This is a genomic window from Halorussus gelatinilyticus, assembly GCF_023238445.1.
Taxonomy (GTDB): Archaea; Halobacteriota; Halobacteria; order Halobacteriales; family Haladaptataceae; genus Halorussus; species Halorussus gelatinilyticus.
Genome location: NZ_CP096658.1, coordinates 2,588,471 through 2,605,457 on the forward strand (window position 1 = coordinate 2,588,471; position 16,987 = coordinate 2,605,457).

General features: G+C 66.5%; 19 protein-coding genes. 13 read left to right on the forward strand and 6 right to left on the reverse strand.

Annotated features, from left to right (window positions below):
* Positions 1 to 93: 93 nt before the first annotated feature.
* From M0R88_RS13330 to M0R88_RS13365, 8 genes are all read left to right on the forward strand, one after another.
* Positions 94 to 996 (forward strand): DUF7319 domain-containing protein, encoded by a 903-nt coding sequence (locus tag M0R88_RS13330; RefSeq protein ID WP_248653989.1) that lies wholly within the window; start codon positions 94 to 96, stop codon positions 994 to 996.
* A 105-nt stretch (positions 997 to 1,101) separates the two neighbouring features.
* Entirely contained in the window at positions 1,102 to 1,743 is a 642-nt protein-coding gene (locus M0R88_RS13335; RefSeq protein WP_248653990.1) for a plastocyanin/azurin family copper-binding protein, read from the forward strand.
* A gap of 2 nt (positions 1,744 to 1,745) precedes the next feature.
* The gene (locus M0R88_RS13340; RefSeq protein ID WP_248653991.1) at positions 1,746 to 2,132 is read left to right on the forward strand and encodes a DUF7318 family protein; all 387 of its coding nucleotides are present in this window, start codon (positions 1,746 to 1,748) and stop codon (positions 2,130 to 2,132) included.
* A gap of 2 nt (positions 2,133 to 2,134) precedes the next feature.
* On the forward strand, positions 2,135 to 2,983 hold the full coding sequence (locus tag M0R88_RS13345; protein WP_248653992.1) for a ubiquinol-cytochrome c reductase iron-sulfur subunit: 849 nt from the start codon (positions 2,135 to 2,137) through the stop codon (positions 2,981 to 2,983).
* 3 nt (positions 2,984 to 2,986) lie between these two features.
* Positions 2,987 to 3,781 (forward strand): cytochrome b, encoded by a 795-nt coding sequence (locus tag M0R88_RS13350; protein ID WP_248653993.1) that lies wholly within the window; start codon positions 2,987 to 2,989, stop codon positions 3,779 to 3,781.
* A gap of 3 nt (positions 3,782 to 3,784) precedes the next feature.
* A complete protein-coding gene (locus M0R88_RS13355) occupies positions 3,785 to 4,561 on the forward strand; it encodes a cytochrome b family protein (RefSeq protein ID WP_248653994.1) in 777 nt (258 codons plus the stop codon).
* Positions 4,562 to 4,581: 20 nt separating this feature from the next.
* Entirely contained in the window at positions 4,582 to 4,899 is a 318-nt protein-coding gene (locus M0R88_RS13360; protein WP_248653995.1) for a DUF7315 family membrane protein, read from the forward strand.
* Entirely contained in the window at positions 4,892 to 5,146 is a 255-nt protein-coding gene (locus M0R88_RS13365; RefSeq protein ID WP_248653996.1) for a DUF7314 family protein, read from the forward strand. The genes M0R88_RS13360 and M0R88_RS13365 overlap by 8 nt, the downstream gene beginning before the upstream one ends.
* 341 nt (positions 5,147 to 5,487) lie before the next feature.
* On the opposite strand, the gene M0R88_RS13370 is transcribed toward M0R88_RS13365, so the two are convergent.
* The 3 genes from M0R88_RS13370 to M0R88_RS13380 form a co-directional block, all read right to left on the reverse strand.
* A complete protein-coding gene (locus M0R88_RS13370; RefSeq protein WP_248653997.1) occupies positions 5,488 to 5,928 on the reverse strand; it encodes a DUF7313 family protein in 441 nt (146 codons plus the stop codon).
* A gap of 45 nt (positions 5,929 to 5,973) precedes the next feature.
* Positions 5,974 to 6,741: an NAD(+)/NADH kinase gene (locus M0R88_RS13375; protein ID WP_248653998.1), complete on the reverse strand. Its 768-nt coding sequence runs from the start codon at positions 6,739 to 6,741 to the stop codon at positions 5,974 to 5,976.
* Positions 6,742 to 6,940: 199 nt separating this feature from the next.
* Positions 6,941 to 8,251 (reverse strand): M28 family peptidase, encoded by a 1,311-nt coding sequence (locus tag M0R88_RS13380; protein ID WP_248653999.1) that lies wholly within the window; start codon positions 8,249 to 8,251, stop codon positions 6,941 to 6,943.
* A 199-nt stretch (positions 8,252 to 8,450) separates the two neighbouring features.
* Between M0R88_RS13380 and pdhA the strand changes: the two genes are divergently transcribed.
* Both pdhA and M0R88_RS13390 read left to right on the forward strand, forming a co-directional pair.
* The gene (pdhA, locus tag M0R88_RS13385; RefSeq protein ID WP_438267189.1) at positions 8,451 to 9,530 is read left to right on the forward strand and encodes a pyruvate dehydrogenase (acetyl-transferring) E1 component subunit alpha; all 1,080 of its coding nucleotides are present in this window, start codon (positions 8,451 to 8,453) and stop codon (positions 9,528 to 9,530) included.
* Between the two features lie 128 nt (positions 9,531 to 9,658).
* Complete coding sequence (locus tag M0R88_RS13390) at positions 9,659 to 10,510, forward strand: cytochrome c oxidase subunit 3 (RefSeq protein WP_248654001.1); 852 nt, start codon at positions 9,659 to 9,661, stop codon at positions 10,508 to 10,510.
* Positions 10,511 to 10,541: 31 nt separating this feature from the next.
* On the opposite strand, the gene M0R88_RS13395 is transcribed toward M0R88_RS13390, so the two are convergent.
* Positions 10,542 to 12,674 (reverse strand): prolyl oligopeptidase family serine peptidase, encoded by a 2,133-nt coding sequence (locus M0R88_RS13395; RefSeq protein WP_248654002.1) that lies wholly within the window; start codon positions 12,672 to 12,674, stop codon positions 10,542 to 10,544.
* A 188-nt stretch (positions 12,675 to 12,862) separates the two neighbouring features.
* Positions 12,863 to 13,585 (reverse strand): cytochrome c oxidase subunit II, encoded by a 723-nt coding sequence (coxB, locus tag M0R88_RS13400; protein ID WP_248654003.1) that lies wholly within the window; start codon positions 13,583 to 13,585, stop codon positions 12,863 to 12,865.
* A 167-nt stretch (positions 13,586 to 13,752) separates the two neighbouring features.
* On the opposite strand from coxB, the gene cyoE reads away from it, so the two are divergent.
* From cyoE to M0R88_RS13415, 3 genes are all read left to right on the forward strand, one after another.
* Positions 13,753 to 15,129, forward strand: coding sequence for a heme o synthase (gene cyoE / locus M0R88_RS13405; protein WP_248656714.1), 1,377 nt, complete (start codon positions 13,753 to 13,755; stop codon positions 15,127 to 15,129).
* A 72-nt stretch (positions 15,130 to 15,201) separates the two neighbouring features.
* Positions 15,202 to 15,909, forward strand: coding sequence for a DUF7546 family protein (locus tag M0R88_RS13410; protein WP_248654004.1), 708 nt, complete (start codon positions 15,202 to 15,204; stop codon positions 15,907 to 15,909).
* Between the two features lie 75 nt (positions 15,910 to 15,984).
* Entirely contained in the window at positions 15,985 to 16,605 is a 621-nt protein-coding gene (locus M0R88_RS13415) for an SHOCT domain-containing protein (protein WP_248654005.1), read from the forward strand.
* 91 nt (positions 16,606 to 16,696) lie between these two features.
* Here the strand turns inward: M0R88_RS13415 and M0R88_RS13420 are convergent, their stop codons facing one another.
* On the reverse strand, positions 16,697 to 16,957 hold the full coding sequence (locus M0R88_RS13420; RefSeq protein ID WP_248654006.1) for a WNWW family protein: 261 nt from the start codon (positions 16,955 to 16,957) through the stop codon (positions 16,697 to 16,699).
* Between the last annotated feature and the right edge of the window lie 30 nt (positions 16,958 to 16,987).

The window sequence follows — 16,987 nt, forward strand, 5'->3', positions numbered from 1 at the left end:
TGGGTAGAGGTCGCCGGACAGCGGTCGCCGGGTGGTGGGTCCGTCGGAACTACGTCGCGGCGCTTATACCGCTACAGGTCTGAGTTTCGAGCAATGACCGACGCCTCGGACGACCCGGCGGGCGAGCGACCGGTCGATTCGCCGAACGAGGCCGACGCGGGCGACCGGCCCGCCCCCGAAGAAGGGGCGGAGACTCGGGAACGCCCCGCAGGCGACGAGCGCGACCGACTCTCGCCCGAGGAGATAGAAGAGCGGTACGACTTCGAGGACTTCGGCCCGCGGGACATGGCCGAGATGACTTACGAGGAGTGGGAGGCGGTCTTCGACCACGACTCGTGGATTACGGGCCGAGACCTGCTCGACCGGGTAGAGGCCGACCTCAAGAATCGGGTCGCCGACCGGGACGTGTTCGCCGTCGTCGAGCGCATCGAACGGGAGGGCGAACCCCAACTGCTCGCGTACTCCGACGAGGGATACGCCGTGGTCTACCCCGACGGGACCGTCGAGGGGAGCGGTACCGTCCTCCGGGACGTGAAACCCTCCGTCGCGCTCGCGTCGATGGAGAGCTACGACGTGCCCGAGATGCCCGAGGGCGAGGTGCTTCCCGACCCCGCGGAGGTGCCGGAAGGCTCCGGGCAACTCGGCAACCAGTTGATGCAGATAATCGCCGCGGCCCACGTCCTCGCGGGCGTCGGACTGTTCGCGGCGTGGATAGCGGTCGGGCTTCCAATCGTGGCCGCTGTGGCCGCGCTCGGCTTCTTCGTCTTCGGCGTGTTCGTCTTCCTGCTCGTAGCCAACGCTCGGCTCTCCGACCGCTTCCGGGCCGAGGAGTACCGCAACCGGCTCCGAGCCGTCGGTCTCGAAGACGAGGAGCGACCCGACTTCCTGCCCGGCGAGGGCGGCGAATCGTCCGAGTCGCTGGCCGACGCCGGCGAACCGAGCGACGACGGCGCGGCCGAGACCGGCGTCTCCTCGGCGTCCGAAAGCGGAAACTAGGCCGCGCTCGGCGCGTCGGGCGGCGAAACCACGGTCCAGCGGCATCGGTGGGTTTAAGCAAGTCCTGTCCTGACTTTCATCTGTATGAAGAGGCGGGACTTTCTGATGGCAGCCACCGGTGTTGCGGGCGGCGGTGCCGCAGGGGCAACGGCCGCTGCGGCCCAGGAGACGACGGAAACGTCGTCCGGCAATACCACTGCCTCTGGAAACGAGACCACGACCGTCGCCAACGGAACGGCGGCCAACGAGACGACGGCCAGCGGAGGCTCGTCCGGCGGCGGTCCGACCAAAGAGGTGATAGTCGGTCCCGGCGGGAGCCTCGTGTTCGAGCCCGCCGAGTTGACCATCGCAACCGGAACGACGGTGAAGTGGGTCTGGGAGTCGGACAACCACAACGTCGTCCCCTCGAGCCAACCCGAGGGTGCCAACTGGCAGGGCACCGACGGCCCACCGAGCAAGACGTACAACACGGGCCACGAGTACTCCCACACGTTCAATACGACCGGCACGTTCGAGTACTTCTGTCAGCCCCACAAGACCGCCGGGATGACCGGTACCATCACGGTGAAAGAGAGCCTCAGTAGCGGCGGTGGCGGACAGAAAGAGGCCAACCCCGAACACATGGGCGTCCCGATTCAGGCCCACTTCGTCGGTCTGGCGGCCCTGCTGATGATGGCGGTTTCGTTCGTCTACACGTTCTTCACGTTGAAGTACGGCGAATCACCGCACGCCAGCGGAGGTAACTGACCATGTCATCCACAGGCTCGACTTACGGCGACATCCACCGCTACGAACCGGCCCGCGAGAGTACGGCCGCGGCCATCGCCATCGTCCTCCTGACGGTGGTCGAGGTCGTGTTCGTCGGGCTGTTCACCTACGGACTCATCAACGGTTGGGGGTTCAGCGAGATCGGGAACATGTACCTCGGGAGCGTTCTCGCGGTCATCTTCATCGACCTCGCGTTCGTCCTCCTGCTGTACCGCAAGGAGTTCCTCCCGGACGTGATGATCGTGAAGAAGCGCCGTCGCAAGTGGGAAGACCTCTACATCCGCGAAGAACAGCAGCACGGCACCGACTCGTTCGGTGACGCATGGGAGCAGTTCAAACACGCAGTGTACCCGTACTACAAACGATAACCATGCCAAAAGAAGACGACAAGTATCCAGATAGCACAGGTCGTCGCCGCTTCGTCAAAGGCGTCGTAGGGAGCGCGTCCCTCGCGGGCATCGGCACCGCCGCCGCGGCGGGAATCAACTCCACCACGGCCCAGACCGGTGCCGGCGGTGGCGTGACGCAGTTCATGGCGATGGAGAACATCTCCGGTCCCGCGCCGCGCGGGATGCCCCAGATTCCGGTCGAAATCGACTCGGAGGGCTACATCAAGGGCGTCTGGCCCGAAGTGAAGACCGAGAGTCAGGGCGGAAAAGAGGTCAAGGTCGCCAAGATGGAACTCGGCGGCAAGACCTACACCTCGGAGTGGTTCCAGTACTGCGGCGTCCAGACGTACCCCGGCGTCCAACCCGACGCCGACCAGGACAACTACTTCCGCTACAGCGGTAACTCGAAGTTCGAGTGGCAGAACGAGGAGGTCAGCGAAGGCGACAAGATCCACATCGACGACTTCGAGGATTACGCGACGTGGGGCAACGGCATCGGCCAAGACGGTCTCGGCAAGCCCGCACAGGGCACGTGGCGCTCGCAGGACGTACCGCCGAGCGGCAAGATGCCGATTCAGGTCATCCGAAGCACGCGAATCGAGGAGATGGCCAAGGACAACGAGTGGCTGAAGGCCAGCACCCAAGAAGGATTTGTCGCTAACCTGAACAAATGCACGCACTTTTGTTGCGTGCCCACGTTCAAGGGTCTGTCCGGCTCGACCGTGGCCAACGCACAGAACATGATATACTGTCAGTGTCACCAGTCGGTGTACGACCCGTTCAGCATCATCGAAAAATCGTTCGTCGCGCTCCCGCGACCGGAGGAATAACGAATGAGTCTCGAACGCAAAGACGACTACGACCACGGCGAGTGGATGCGGGAGCGGAACCTGACGCCGGTAGAGACGACGTTCCTGACCGCGCTCATCTGGATGGACAAGCGGTTCCGAATCGTCGATTACCTCGAAATCTTGGAGACCCTCTACTACAGGGTCAACATGCAGATGCCCAAGAGCCACACCGAGCAGTACAACTTGGACAACAAGTTCTGGTACTGGTACCCTCTGTACGCGCTCGGTAGCTTCTCGACCATCGCGTACGCGGTCGCGGCGATAAGCGGCGCGTTACTCGGGTTCTACTACGCACCCGCGACGACCGGCGACCCGACGACGGCGTACAACCAGTTGGCGTTCATCATGACCGAGTTGAACTTCGGGTTCATGCTGCGGTCCATCCACCGGTGGTCGGCACAGGTGATGGTCGCGGCGGTGTTCCTCCACATGCTCCGGGTGTACTTCACCGGGGCATACAAGGAACCGCGCGAACTCAACTGGATCATCGGCATCGTCCTCATCAGCCTGACGATGGTGTTCGGGTACACGGGCTACCTGCTCCCGTGGGACCAACTGGCGTTCTGGGCGGGACAGATCGGCGTGGAGATGGCCCGCTCGATACCGCTCATCGGCGAGTGGCTAGCGTTGCTCGTCTTCGGCGGGTTCAGCCTCGGGCAACCCACGCTCCAGCGGATGTACATCTTCCACGTGTTCCTGCTCCCGTTCGTCGTGACCACGCTCATCGCGGTCCACATCGCCATCGTGTGGATTCAGGGCATCGCGGAACCCCACTAAACAATGACAGACGAACAAACCGAAACCGACGGCAAGCAAGCACAGACCGACGGGGGCGGGACGGGCATCGTCCCGCCGGACGACGAGACCCCGACGTGGAGCGAGCGCAAGCAGCGCACAGAGGGTCTCTCCCGCCTGACCTACGAGTACTTCGAACGCGCACGCCGCGAGGACCAAGACCTCCGACAGGAGTCTAGCTACGTCGAGCGTGACGTGCTGGCGTTCCCGGTCTGGCCCCACGAGATGATTCGGAACCTCTCGCTGACGAGTTTCTTCGTCGGCATGATCATCTTCCTCTCGGCGACGCTCCCGCCCCACCTCGGGGCACCGGCCGACCCGAACTCGACGCCGGCGGTCATCCTGCCCGACTGGTATCTCTACTGGTCGTTCGGCCTGCTGAAGCTCGGCCCGCTCAACCCCGAACTGGCGATTCTCGGCGGCGAGAAGCTGATGTCCGACCGCGCGTACGGCGTCGTCGCCAACATCGTGGTCGTCGGCATCGTCGCCATCGTCCCGTTCCTGAACAAGGGGAGCGCGCGCCGACCCGTCGAACAGCCCTTCTGGGCCGCGGTCGGGATGATGGGCTTCGCGTTCGCGTGGACCATCAGCATCTACTCGGCGAAGAACCTCGCCCCCATCGCGCCCCACCTGCTGTTCGACCTGACGTTCCTCGTGCCGCCCATCGTGGGCACCATCACCTACGCGGTGCTGAAGGCGATGCGCGAGGGGTACATGTTCGACCTCAACCGGCGGTACTACCGGCTCCGACCGCCGAAGTGACGCCGTAGCGATTTTTCACCATGGATTCGAGTACGGACGACACCGACGACGGGGAGACTCGCGCCCGCGAAGTCGAGGTACCGCTCAGGCTCTACAAGGTCGTGACCGTGTTCTCGACGATGTTCGCGGTGGCGTTCGTCGTGGGCGGGTTCATCGTTCTCGACACCGCGACCCAGCGCGCCAGCCTCGCGCTCTCGGAGATGAACCTGCCGCTGGCCATCCTCGGCGTGGCGATGATCGCCGCCGGCGCGCTGGTCTACGCCTTCGCGACCCGGTTCCGAGCCGAGGGAATGGGAAAACCTAAAGAGCAATCCGACGAACCATCAAACAATGGCTGACGAATTCGCTAAGGGATTCGGTATCCTGACGGGCGGCGGTCTCGTCTGGATGGTGCTGTCTGGCTGGTACACGACGCCCTCGTTCGAGGAGACCCAACTCGTCGCCGAGATTCCGGCGAACCTCGACGCGTACGGGCAGGCGGCCATCGTCCTCCGAGAGGTGTTCTTCTGGTTCACCATCCTCGGCGTGCTGACCTTCTGGGTCGTCCTCCCGGCGCTCCAACAGTTGCGAGAGGCCTCGACGTAGAACCGATTCGTTCTCTCCGTTCGCTACCTCGCCAGCCGACGGCTTCCGCTCGGTGGAAGGTACGCCGCTCCGTTCGGTGGCCGGTGCTCTCCTCCGTGGACGCGCCGCGAGCGCGGCGCGTCCGTGCGAGCAACTTTGCCGAGGCCGGCAGTGTCGTGAGCGGTCTACTGGCCGGTCCGGGTCGGAGTGCGACGGTCGGTCGTTGTCGCGCCGTGCAGGTACCACCTCCGGGAACCACTACGGAGTCGCTTCGGGGGTCGTCGGCCGCCGCGGTCGGTCCCGCCGCGAGGACCGACGACTCGCTACCCGGTGGAGAGAGGACTGGAAAAAAGCGGCCGCGCTCAGATGATGGCGTTCCAGAGCGGTTCGATGACGAAGAAGATGCTGAGATAGCCCGCGTAGAGGAACACGATGACCGAGGCGGTCATCGCACCCTTCGGACTCGACAGTTTCTCGTCGCTCCGGAGTTCGACCTCGCGAGCCTCGAACTCGAAGAAGTCCGTGACGAACAGGCCGAGGACGAGCGTCGAGAGGACCATCCCGGCGTGGTGGTGGAGACTCAGCAGGTAGAACGACGCGAGGACGAGCGCGACGTTCGAGACCTCGTGGAGCCAGTTGCGACTCAGTTCCTCGTCGTGGTCGTCGCTCCGTGCCTGCTTGCGGTAGTCCCGGTACGCCCACCAGCGAGTCCCCATGTTGACCAACACGAGGGCGAACACCACGTACTCGATGACGTCCGCGAGAAGCGTGTCAATCGGTCCGAGCAGTGTCAGCGGTTGCATACGTGATATTCGGAAAGCCGACGTATTATATCCTTTCCATTGGTGCTACGCCCGGTCGAAGAACGCGCGGCTCGCGGGCACCCGAACCAGCTCAACCCCGCCGTCCGCGACGACTTCGACGGTGGTGTGTGGCGGAACCGCGCGCACCTGCCGGTCGTCGAGCGACAGCGACACCTCGCTCTCGTCGCGTTCGACCGTCAACTCGACCGGGCGCTCGGCCGACACGACCCACTGGTCGACGTTGACTGCGAACGGCGCGACCGGAACGACGCCGACGACGCCGGTGCCGGGTTCGAGAATCGGTCCGCCCGCATTCCGGCCGTAGCCGTGGCTTCCGGTCGGGGTCGAGACGACGACGCCGTCGGCGCGGAACCGCGAGACCAGTTCGCCGCGCGACCGGACCGCGTACTCGGAGATGTGGGCGGGTTCGGTCGTCACGAGCGTCACGTCCGCCATCGCCGGGCCGACGCGCTCGCCGCCGACCGAGACCGACAGGACCGTCCTCCGGACGGTCTCGAACTCGTCGGCAAGGAGCGCCTCGACCGCCACGGCGGCGTCTTCGCGCTCGACGTCGCCGTAGCCCGGCCCGGCGTCGATGGGGAGGACCGGCACCCCGACGCGCTCGCGGACCAGCGAGAGGAGTGCGGTCTCGCCGACCGCGACGACCGCCGCGGGGTCGGCCGCGAGGACCTCGCTCGCCGGGCCGCGAATCGCGTCGGTCTCGGCCGCTTCGCGCACGTCGTCGGCGAGCGCGTCGTCGCCCACGATGCCGAGCGCGTCGGTTCCGACCGCCTCGTCGTTCGCGCTACCCATTGGCCGCCACTTAGTCGCCATCGGTGAAAAGGCTACGGAGTCCGCGACGCGGCGACGTTCGTCGGCGTGGTCGTGGGCCGACGAGCGGGCTCGCTGGTCGGCGTCCACTGGGAATCACGGAAGTAGGATTCTCTGAGAACAAGAGATGTAGTTTGGAAACAGCCCGACCGGCCTTAGCAGAAGATGAATCGGGTCGAATTCACTCGTCGTACGGCCAGTCACCGATAATCTTCATCCCCGCGGCTTGGTCTTCGTCTTCCAGCGCCGCGGCGATTTCCTCGGGGTCCTTGCGCGCGACGTCGAGATCGTCGCCCGCGAGGCGGACGGTGAGTTCGGTCAGCAGGACCGCCTGCTCGCGGAGGTCACGGACCTCCAACTTGTCGAGCGTGTCGGCGTAGGTGTGGCCCCAGCCGCGGCCCTCGTCGCCGGTCTCACTCATGACGTGGTAGCCCGGCACGCCCCACTGGACGTAGGGCCAGTGGTCGCTGTGCGGGCCTTGCTCCGGGATGGTCTTCACGGGGTGGCCGAAATCCTCGCCCACCGCCTCGGCCGCGGCGTCGAGCGCGTCGAAGCCGTGGGTGTGGAAGGTGAGCGTCCGCCCGCGGACCACGCCGTCGTTGTTCACGATTGCCTTGACGGAATCGAGGTCGCGCTCGTCGGCGTCCACGCCGGAACCGACCAGACCGACCTCCTCGGCACCGTAGGCGACGAAGTGGACCTTGGTGTCGAGTTCGTCCTCGCGCGCGGCGAGCGCCTTCGCCATCTCGACTATCGTGGCGGTTCCCGCACCGTTGTCCATGGCTCCTTCGGCGATGTCGTGAGCGTCCACGTGGCTGGTCACGAGGACCGCCTCGTCGGTGTCCGGACCTAACTCGGCGTGGACGTTCTGGCTCGTCGCGTCGTAGACGTCCGCTTCGACCGACACCTCGACTTCTTCGCCCTCCCAGCGCCGCGCGAGTCGGGAACCGACCTCCTTGCTGACGCCGACCGCTGGAACGTCGCCGATGGGGTCCTCGCTGGTCCCGACGCTCCCGGTCGGCGGGAGACAGCCCTCGACGTGGTTCCGGAAGACGAACGCGGCCGCGCCGCCCTCGACCGCGTAGTAGTACTTCTCGCGCCGGTGGATGAACCGGTCGTAGTAGCCCGGGACGTTCGAGGCGACCATCACGACCTTCCCCTCGACGTCGGTCTCCTCGAAGTCGCTCGGCAGGCCGTACCCCAAATCGACGAGATCGCCCGTCGCGCTCGCGTCCGGACTCCGCGGGAGCGCGATGGACTCCTGTGCGGTATCGCCAGCGCGGATTTCGCTATCGCCGCGAGTCCAGCCCTGCACGTCGAACGTTTCGAGCCGCGCGTTCCGCGCGCCGGCGTCGGCGAGCGCGTCGCGCGTGCGCTCGGCCGCTTCGCGCTCGCCCTCGCTCCCGGCCATCCGGTCGCCGATGTCCACGAGCGTCTCCAGGTGGTTCCAACCGGTCTCGCTGGTGAACGTCTCGCCGATCCACTGTGTCATACTATCACATGAATGCTCGCCGAGCGTAAGTTTTTCGAATCGAAAACTCCGACGATTCTTCACTTCGCACCTGGATTCGCGCGACCCTCACGAAACAATTACAAGTTCGCTTATAAACGGAGCGACCGATTTTCGACATTTTGGTCGCCCAACAATACTTTATAACGCTGGGCGGTGATTCTCCCATAGACAGTCGGTGATGAATGATATGGCAATACAGGCTCCCGACATGACCCGCGTCGTCGCTCCGGACGGTACCATCGACGAACGAATCGACCCGGACCTCTCGGAGTCGGCAGTAATCGACCTCTACCGGCTACAGGTACTCGCCCGGACGTTCGACGAGAAAGCCGTCAAACTCCACCGACAGGGCCGTATCGGAACCTACGCACCGCTTCAGGGCCAAGAGGCCGCGCAGGTCGGCGCGGCGTACGCGCTCGCGGAGTCGGACTACTGCTTCCCGACGTATCGGGACCACGCGATGTATCTCACCCGGGGTCTCGACCTGGAAGACGTGCTGGTCTACCTACTCGGCGAGGGCAACTACGTGGACCGCGAGGACCCCGAAACGCTCCGGACGTTCCCGCCGACCATCCCCATCGCCACTCAACTCCCTCACGCGGTCGGGACGGGGATGGCCGCCGACTACCGTGGCGACGACTGCGCGACGCTGGTCAGTTTCGGCGACGGCGCGACCAGCGAGGGCGACTTCCACGAGGGGATGAACTTCGCCGGCGTGTTCGACGCGCCCACCGTCTTCTTCTGTCAGAACAACCAGTGGGCCATCTCGGTGCCGCGAGAGCGCCAGACCGCTTCGGCGACCATCGCTCAGAAGGCCCAAGCCTACGGCTTCGACGGCGTGCGAGTAGACGGCAACGACGTGCTGGCGGTCTACGCCGCGGTCGAGGACGCGCTCGACGCCGCGAAGGCCGGCGAGGGACCGCGCCTCATCGAGGCGGTCACGTACCGGCAGGGCGCGCACACGACCACCGACGACCCGTCGAAGTACCGTGACGACGACGAGGTCGAGGAGTGGCGACGGAAAGACCCGGTCGAGCGCACCCGCGAGTACCTCGAAGACGCCCACGACTGGTCGGAGACCGACGAGGAGAAGCTCCGCGAGTGGGCCGACGAGCGCGTCGTGGAGGCCGTGGCGAACGTCGAGGACCGGACGGGACTCGACGTGGACGCCATCTTCGAGTACGTCTACGCCGAGACGCCGGGCAAGCTCCGGCGGCAGCGTGAACAGGTCGTGGATAGTCCGGAAGTCGAACGGTAGTGAGACGACGGAGATGAAGTCCGGAAGTCGAACGATAGTGAGCAGTCTCGCCCAAGGGCGTCGGGAGTCGAACCGAGTCGCGGACGCGTTCAGGTGCCTTTTTACTATTCGACCCGCAACCCTACGGTATGACAGTAGCGGACGATTCAGGAGAGGAGCACGGCCACCACCTCCCCGCCGTCGAGGACTGGCCTCGCGGCTTCGGCGAGGCGAGTTGGTGGCCCTTCGTCACCGCACTCGGCGGCGCGGGCATCTACGTCGGTGCCGCCCTGTTCCTGCTCGCAACGGGACAGCAACCGATAGTAGACCCGATGCTCGGGCCGGTCGTGTTCGTCGGGGCGGTCGGTCTCTTCCTCGCGGGCCTGTACGGCTGGGTCTACCACGCCTTCGTCAAGGCGTTCTGGTCGAGCGACGGCCACGGCAGTAGCGGACTCAGATGGGGCATGGTGCTGTTCCTCGGGTCCGAGATAGCGACGTTCGGTGCCGGGTTCGTCTACTACTTCTTCATCCGCGTCGGCACGTGGGGCACAGAGGAGTTCCCGGAACTGCTCGGGTCGCTGGTGCTCATCAACACCGCCCTGCTGGTCCTGTCGAGTTTCACGCTCCACTGGGGCCACGTCGAACTCCGGAAGGGCAACCGCCGGAACTTCCTCGTCGGACTGGCCGCGACGCTCCTGCTCGGCATCGTCTTCATCGGCGGGCAGGTCTACGAGTACTACGAGTTCATCCAGCACGAGGGCTTCACGCTGGAGTCGGGCATCTTCGGTAGCGCGTTCTACGCCCTGACCGGCCTCCACGGCCTACACGTCTCGATGGGCGCGGTCCTCATCGCCATCGTGTTCATCCGCGCGCTCTACGGCCAGTACACCGCCGAGCGCCACACCTCGGTCACGACGGTCTCGATGTACTGGCACTTCGTGGACGCGGTCTGGATCTTCCTCGTCGTCGTGCTGTACGTCGGCGCGGAAGTCTCGCTGTAAGCGGTCGCGCGTCGTCACGCGGCCTCGCCTTTCACTCGTTCGTTTTTCCGTCCATACCCAACTGCTCGTAGAGGAACGTCCACCGGTCGGTCTGCTCGGCGACGACCGTCTCGGCCGACGCGCCGCCGCCGTGACCGGCGTCGCTCGTCGTCCGCAGGACGAAGGGACCGCCCTCGCCTTCGGCCTGCATCCGAGCGGTCATCTTCCGGGCGTGACCCGGGTGGACGCGGGTGTCCTCTGCACCGGTCGTGAACAGCACCGCCGGATACTCGACGCCCGACTCGACGTTGTGGTACGGCGAGTAGGCTCGCAGCGACTCGAAGGCCGACTCGTCGTCCGGGTCGCCGTACTCGGCGGTCCACGACGCGCCCATCCCGAACCGGTGGTACCGGAGCATGTCGAGTAGCGGCACCGAACAGACCGCTGCGGCCCAGTGGTCGGGTCGCTGGGTCACGACCGCGCCGACCGAGAGGCCGCCGTTCGACCGCCCCGTGACCGCCAGTCTGTCGGAGTTCGTGTACCCCGCCGAACGGAGGTACTCGCCGGCCGCCACGAAGTCGTCGAAGGTGCGCTGTTTGGTCGCGCCCGTCGCGGCCTCGTGCCACGCCTCGCCGTACTCGTGGCCGCCGCGCGCGCAGACCTGCGCGTACACGCCCCCGTCCGCGAGGAACGGCAGTCGGAAGCGGCCGAAACTCGGCGGTCTGCTCGACCGAAAGCCGCCGTAGCCGTGGAGTATCGTCGGATTGTCACCGTCCCGCTCGATTCCCTCGCGGTGGCAGACGAACACCGGGACTTCGACGCCGTCCGACGACTCCGCGAAGATCTGCCGGACGACCAACTCGTCGGGGATCGAACCGCCGTCCACTCCCGCCTCGACGCGCGCCAGTTCCCGACGGTCGCCCGACCGGAGGTCCGCCCGGACCAGCGTGGGTGCGCGGTCGAACCCTTCGACCAGATAGAAGGCCGTCTCGGTCTCGGGGTCGGTTCGGAGCCTCGACACCGACGCGTTCTCGGGGACGGGGAGGTCACGGACGTGGCCGCCGTCGTGGTCGTACACCGCGAGGCGGGCACGGGCGTCAGCCGAGTACCGGGCGACGAGGTGGTCCGGCGTCGCGGCGACCGACTGGAGGACCGCCTCGCGCTCGGGGAGAATCGTCTCGCACTCCGAAAGCGCGAGGTCCCCCGCGCGGAACTGCGCGAGCGAGCAGGCCAGCAGGCGCTTTCGCGGAGCCTCGTGGTCGGTCTGGACGAAGACGGTGTCCCCGCGGAAGACGGCGAACGTCTCGGCGTCGGTTCCGAGGACCGGCCGGAACGCGCCGTCACCCCGGACCGCCCAGTCGGTGCCCGAGGCGTCGTGGAACGCGACCGCGAGCGTCCCCGATTCGGGGTCGGTCCGGACCAGCGGCCAGCCTGCTCGGTCGTCGGGCGCGAGAAGCACCTCCTCGCGGGCGTCGAGTTCGTCCCGTCCGTCGGAATCGCGCCCTCCGAATCGCCAGTGACGCAGTTCCGTGTCGATGTCGCCGTCCGACGCGGGTTCGGTGCCGACGTAGAACAGGCCTTCGCCGTCGGCGTCCCACGCGACCGTGCCGGGACTCGTGGGGTCGTAGCCGACGAACGCGCGACTCACCCGCCCGCAGTCTCTTCGGACCGCGATTTCCTCGCCGTCGGGAACGCTCACGACGCGGATATCGACGCGCTCGTCGCCGCCCGCGACGCCGTAGGCGACCCGGTCGCCGTCGGGCGAGGGGAGGAACCACGACATCGACCGCGCGCCCGTCCGGTCGTCGGCTTCGACGTCGGCCCAGTCGTCCGGGTCCGCGAGGACTGCCTCGTCGTCGCCGGGCGACTCGCCGACGAGGAGTCGGGCGCGGTCGTCGCCGGACTCGCGGACGGTCCGGAAGTATCGCCCGTTCGCGGCTTCGACGGTGCCGTACTCGGGCACGTCGGCGAGGCCGTCCATCCGCGAACGGAGGCGCTCGCGGGTCGGCGAGTCCAGAATCGCGTCGGCGTACTCGTTCTGCGCGGCGGTCCACTCGCGGACGGTCGCGTCGTCGGCTTCCAGCCAGCGGTACGGGTCGGAGATTTCGGTTTCGTGGAACTCCTCGACGGTCTCGTCCCGGCGCGTCGCCGGCGGGTCGGGCGGCGAGTTCGGGGGCGTGGACATACCGCGAGGGTTCTGCGCTCCGTCGGAAAAATCCGGGGGTGGCGTGCGAGTCGTTCCCAGTCGCTACGCGAGGGCTACGCTGTCGGGACGGACGGATTTGGAACGCCGCCGGGAGAAAATAGCGAAAGTGAGAGGGTAGAAGAACCGGAGAGGGCGCGCGGAGGAAACTGGAAATCGAGCGGCAGAAATCAGCTAGCCGTGCTGTTGCCCTGCTGTTGGTCCAGCCACTGCTGATACTCCTGCTGGGAGACGACTTCGACCTCGCCGAGCATCTTCGAGTGGCCGACGCCGCAGTACTCCGCACAGTAGAGCTGGTAGGTTCCAGTGTTGGTAATCTTCGTCTTGATGGTCTCGGTCTGGCCGGGGATGGCGTCCTGCTTCAAGCCGAGTTCCGGCACGTGGAACGCGTGGAGCCAGTCGGTGGAGGTGATATGTAGAAACACGTTCTGGCCTTTGGGGAGGACGAGCGTGCCCGTGGTCGAGACGTTCTCGCCCTGGTAGTTGAAGTTCCAGAGGTACTTCTGACCGACCACTTCGACTTCGACGGCCTGCTCGCTGGGCTGGTACTCGCCGCTGGCGTTCGAGACGTACTCGTTGGCCATCACGCCGTAGGAGGCGTAGCCGACGACCAGCAGGACCAGCGCGGTGGCGATGGTCCACGAGATTTCGAGGCGGCGGTTCTCCTTGGTTGGTTTGGGGTCGTCGTTCTTCCGGTACTTCCAGACGGTGTAGATGAGGATGCCCTCGACCAGCACCGTGATGGGAATCGCCATGTACATCAGTTGCGTGTTCAGCGACCGGATCAGCGACTCGGTTGTCGAGTCGTACCCCTGCGCCAGCGCCGGGTCGGCGAACAGGGCGAGCGCCGCGACCCCCAGTAGCGTTGCAAACGCTGTCCGCTTCTGTCTCATGCTGGTCGGGAATTAGGACGAGACTCATAAATACCTACTGACTTTCCCTGTCGGGCGTCGCCTTTCGCAGGGAACTCCGCTCGATTCGGTTCTTCTAAATACGACGAGTCCCCACTTTCGACAAGGAGATTCGCGTGACCGAATATACGTCTCGGCGGTTCGTCTCGATGCTCGCTGGCACCGCGATTGGCGTCTACCTGCTGGTGGTCGTCGGCGCGACCACCGCACTGACCGACGCGGCGGCCGCCTGTCCGACGTGGCCCGCGTGCAACGGCCAGTGGCTCGTCCCGCTCGACCGGCCGAAACTCGCCGTCGCGTGGGGGCACCGCGTCGCCGCGCTCGGCGTCGGTCTCGCTTTGGCGGCGACGACGGTTCTGGCGTGGCTCGGAGACACCGACCGTCGCGTCCGCGGCGCGCTCTCCGCGTCCGCACTGCTCTACCCCGTACAGGTCGGCCTCGGTGCGTTCGCCGCGACGACCGCCAGCGTGGCCCTGCTCTCGGCGGTCCACTTGGTCGTCGGCATGGCCATCTTCGGCGGCGTCGTCCTCGCGCTGGCGTGGACGCTCGAACCGGAGACGTTCGACGAGCCGACCGGCGTCGAGGACCCCGAGGAGATGCCCGACGCCGAGGAGTCGCCCGCGGCCCCGAATCCGGCCGCGCGACCCGACGGGGTGCTCGCTCGCGCGAAACGAACCGGATTCGCCTACTTCCGACTGATGAAACCGCGGCTGATGTGGCTGCTCTGTCTGGTCGCGTCCGCGGCGATGGCGCTGGCGGCCGGCCCCGCGCTCGGGGTCGATACCGTCGTCGCCACGCTGACCGGCGGCGTCCTCTCCATCGGTGCCTCGGGCACGTTCAACCACGTCCTCGAACGCGACGTTGACCGGAAGATGAACCGGACCGCCGACCGGCCCGCCGCGACCGACCAGATTCCGGTGCGCAACGCGGTCGCGTTCGGCGTCCTGCTGGTCGCGCTCTCGCTGGTCGCGTTCCTGTCGGTGAACGTGCTGGCCGCGGCGCTCGGGATGTTCGCTATCCTGTTCTACAGCGTCATCTACACGCTCCTCTTGAAGCCGAACACGGTCCAGAACACGGTCATCGGCGGGTTCGCCGGCGCGCTCCCCGCGCTCATCGGCGGGGCCGCGGTGACGGGCGAAATCGGCCTGCCCGCGCTCGTGCTGGCCGGGGTCATCTTCCTCTGGACGCCCGCGCACTTCTACAACCTCGCGCTGGCGTACAAGGACGACTACGCCCGCGGCGGGTTCCCGATGATGCCCGTCGTCCGCGGCGAGGCCGTCACGCGCAAGCACATCCTGCTGTATCTGGGCGCGACCCTGCTCTCGGCGGGCCTGCTCTCGGCGGTCACGACGCTCGGGTGGCTCTACGCCGCGACGAGCGTGACGTTCGGAGCCGTCTTCCTCTGGACGGTCGTCAGACTCCACTACGAGCAGACCGAGGCGGCGGCCTTCCGGTCGTTCCACGCCTCGAACGCCTATCTGGGCGCGCTCCTGCTGGCGGTCGTCGCCGACGCGCTGGCGTTCTGACCCGCCGGGGGAGTCGCGGACGCGCGGACCACGGACCCGCAGACCCACGAACCCACACCCACGTCACGAACCATGACACGGACCATCGACGTTTCGACGGACCGACTCAAGCCGGACCGCGACACCCTGCTGTGGGCGGGGCTCCTCGTCAACACCGAACTCATCCTGACGTTCGCGTACCTCCTGCTCGCTGACGTGACCGTCACCGAGTGGCGCTACCTCCTCTTCCCGTTCGTCTGGATAAACCTGAGCGTGTGGGCGCTGGCCCGGACGACCCCCGAGGCCGACTCGCGGCGCACTCGACTCGTCGGCGCGGCCATCGCGGTCGGCTACCTCGTCCTGCTCGCGTACGTCGGGGGTCTCCTCAAACCGGGGCTGCTGTTCCACGGTCACGGCGGCGGGGCGGGCGGACACACCCACCTCACCGGGTTCCGCGTCGCGTGGCTCCCGCCAGGATGGGGTCCGGCCCTGCTGTACTCGGGCGGCCTCGTGCAACTCACTCTGATGCCGTACAAAGTGGTCGGCTACGTGACGCTGGCGTACCTCGTCTACGCCACGGTGCTGGAGACCGCGGGGTCGGCGGTGTCGGGCCTGCTCGGACTGGTCTCCTGCGTCAGCTGCACGTGGCCGGTAATCGCCACGCTCGCGGCCGGACTCGCGGGGTCGGGCACTGCTGTCGCGGCCGCGGCCAGCGAGTGGTCCTACACGCTCGGCACACTCGCATTCGCCGTGACAGTCGTGTTGCTCCGCTGGCGACCGTCGATCCGAAGCTTCCGGTGACCATCGAAGCGGATTATTATTAGCGATAATTCGAGATAACTTTAATCTGGTTCGAGTCAGACGTACGTCTGACACATGTCGTTCCCCGGCGACGACGCCAGACGATACGCGTCGATGCTCACCGAGCGCGCCGACCACTGGTCGGTGACGACCGAGCGACTGGCGGGCACCGCGGACGCGGTCGCCGACCTCTCTGACGCGCTCGTCACCGCGCTCGCCGAGGGCGAGCGCCCGAAGTTCTGCTTCGACGCCGACGAGACCGGCGTCGGCTTCGGCGACCCGGAGGCGACCGTCTCGCCCGAGCGCGGCGGGGTCTACCTGTTGACCGACCGGCGGGTCTACCTCCGCTTGGGCGTCGGCGACGAGGACGAGTCGCTGAGTCTCCCGTACGCGGACATCGTCGGCGTGCGCCACCGTCACGGACGGCGTCGCCACCGCATCGACCTCGCGGTGTCGGGGGCGAAATACTACCTCTGGATTCCCTCGCTGTTCGACGCCGACGACGTGATCGCCGCTACCGAGTACGTCAACTACCGACACACCGCCGAGACGCCCGACTCGGGCGGGGGCGGTTCGTCGTCCGGCGAGCCACAGAGCATCCGCGACCGACTGGAGCGACTCGGCGACGCGAAGTCGCGGGGTCTCATCGACGAGGAGGAGTTCCAACGCCGCAAAGAGGAACTGCTCGGCGAGTGAGCCCGAGCGGCCGTCTCGCTTTCCGGGTCGGTATCACTTCCCCGAGTCGGGGTATTACTCCCCTCAGTCGGTATCGCTCTCCCCGCCGGTACTACTCTCCGAGTCGGTACGCCTCGTCGTCAGCCGGACCGCCGACGTAACCGAGCACCCAGTTCCACTTCTCGGGCACGGCGTCGCCCTTCGGCGCGTCGGCCATGCGCTCGGCGATGAACGTCGGACTCCACTCGACGCCCGCCGATTCCCGGAGTTCGACGGCGGCGGCCGCGACGCGCTCGGCGTCGCGTTCGGCCCCGAACTCGGCGGCGACCTTGGTTTCGACCTCGGTCCTGAACTCGTCGGCTCCGTCGGTCATACCCCGTCTATCCGACTTCCGACACAAGTA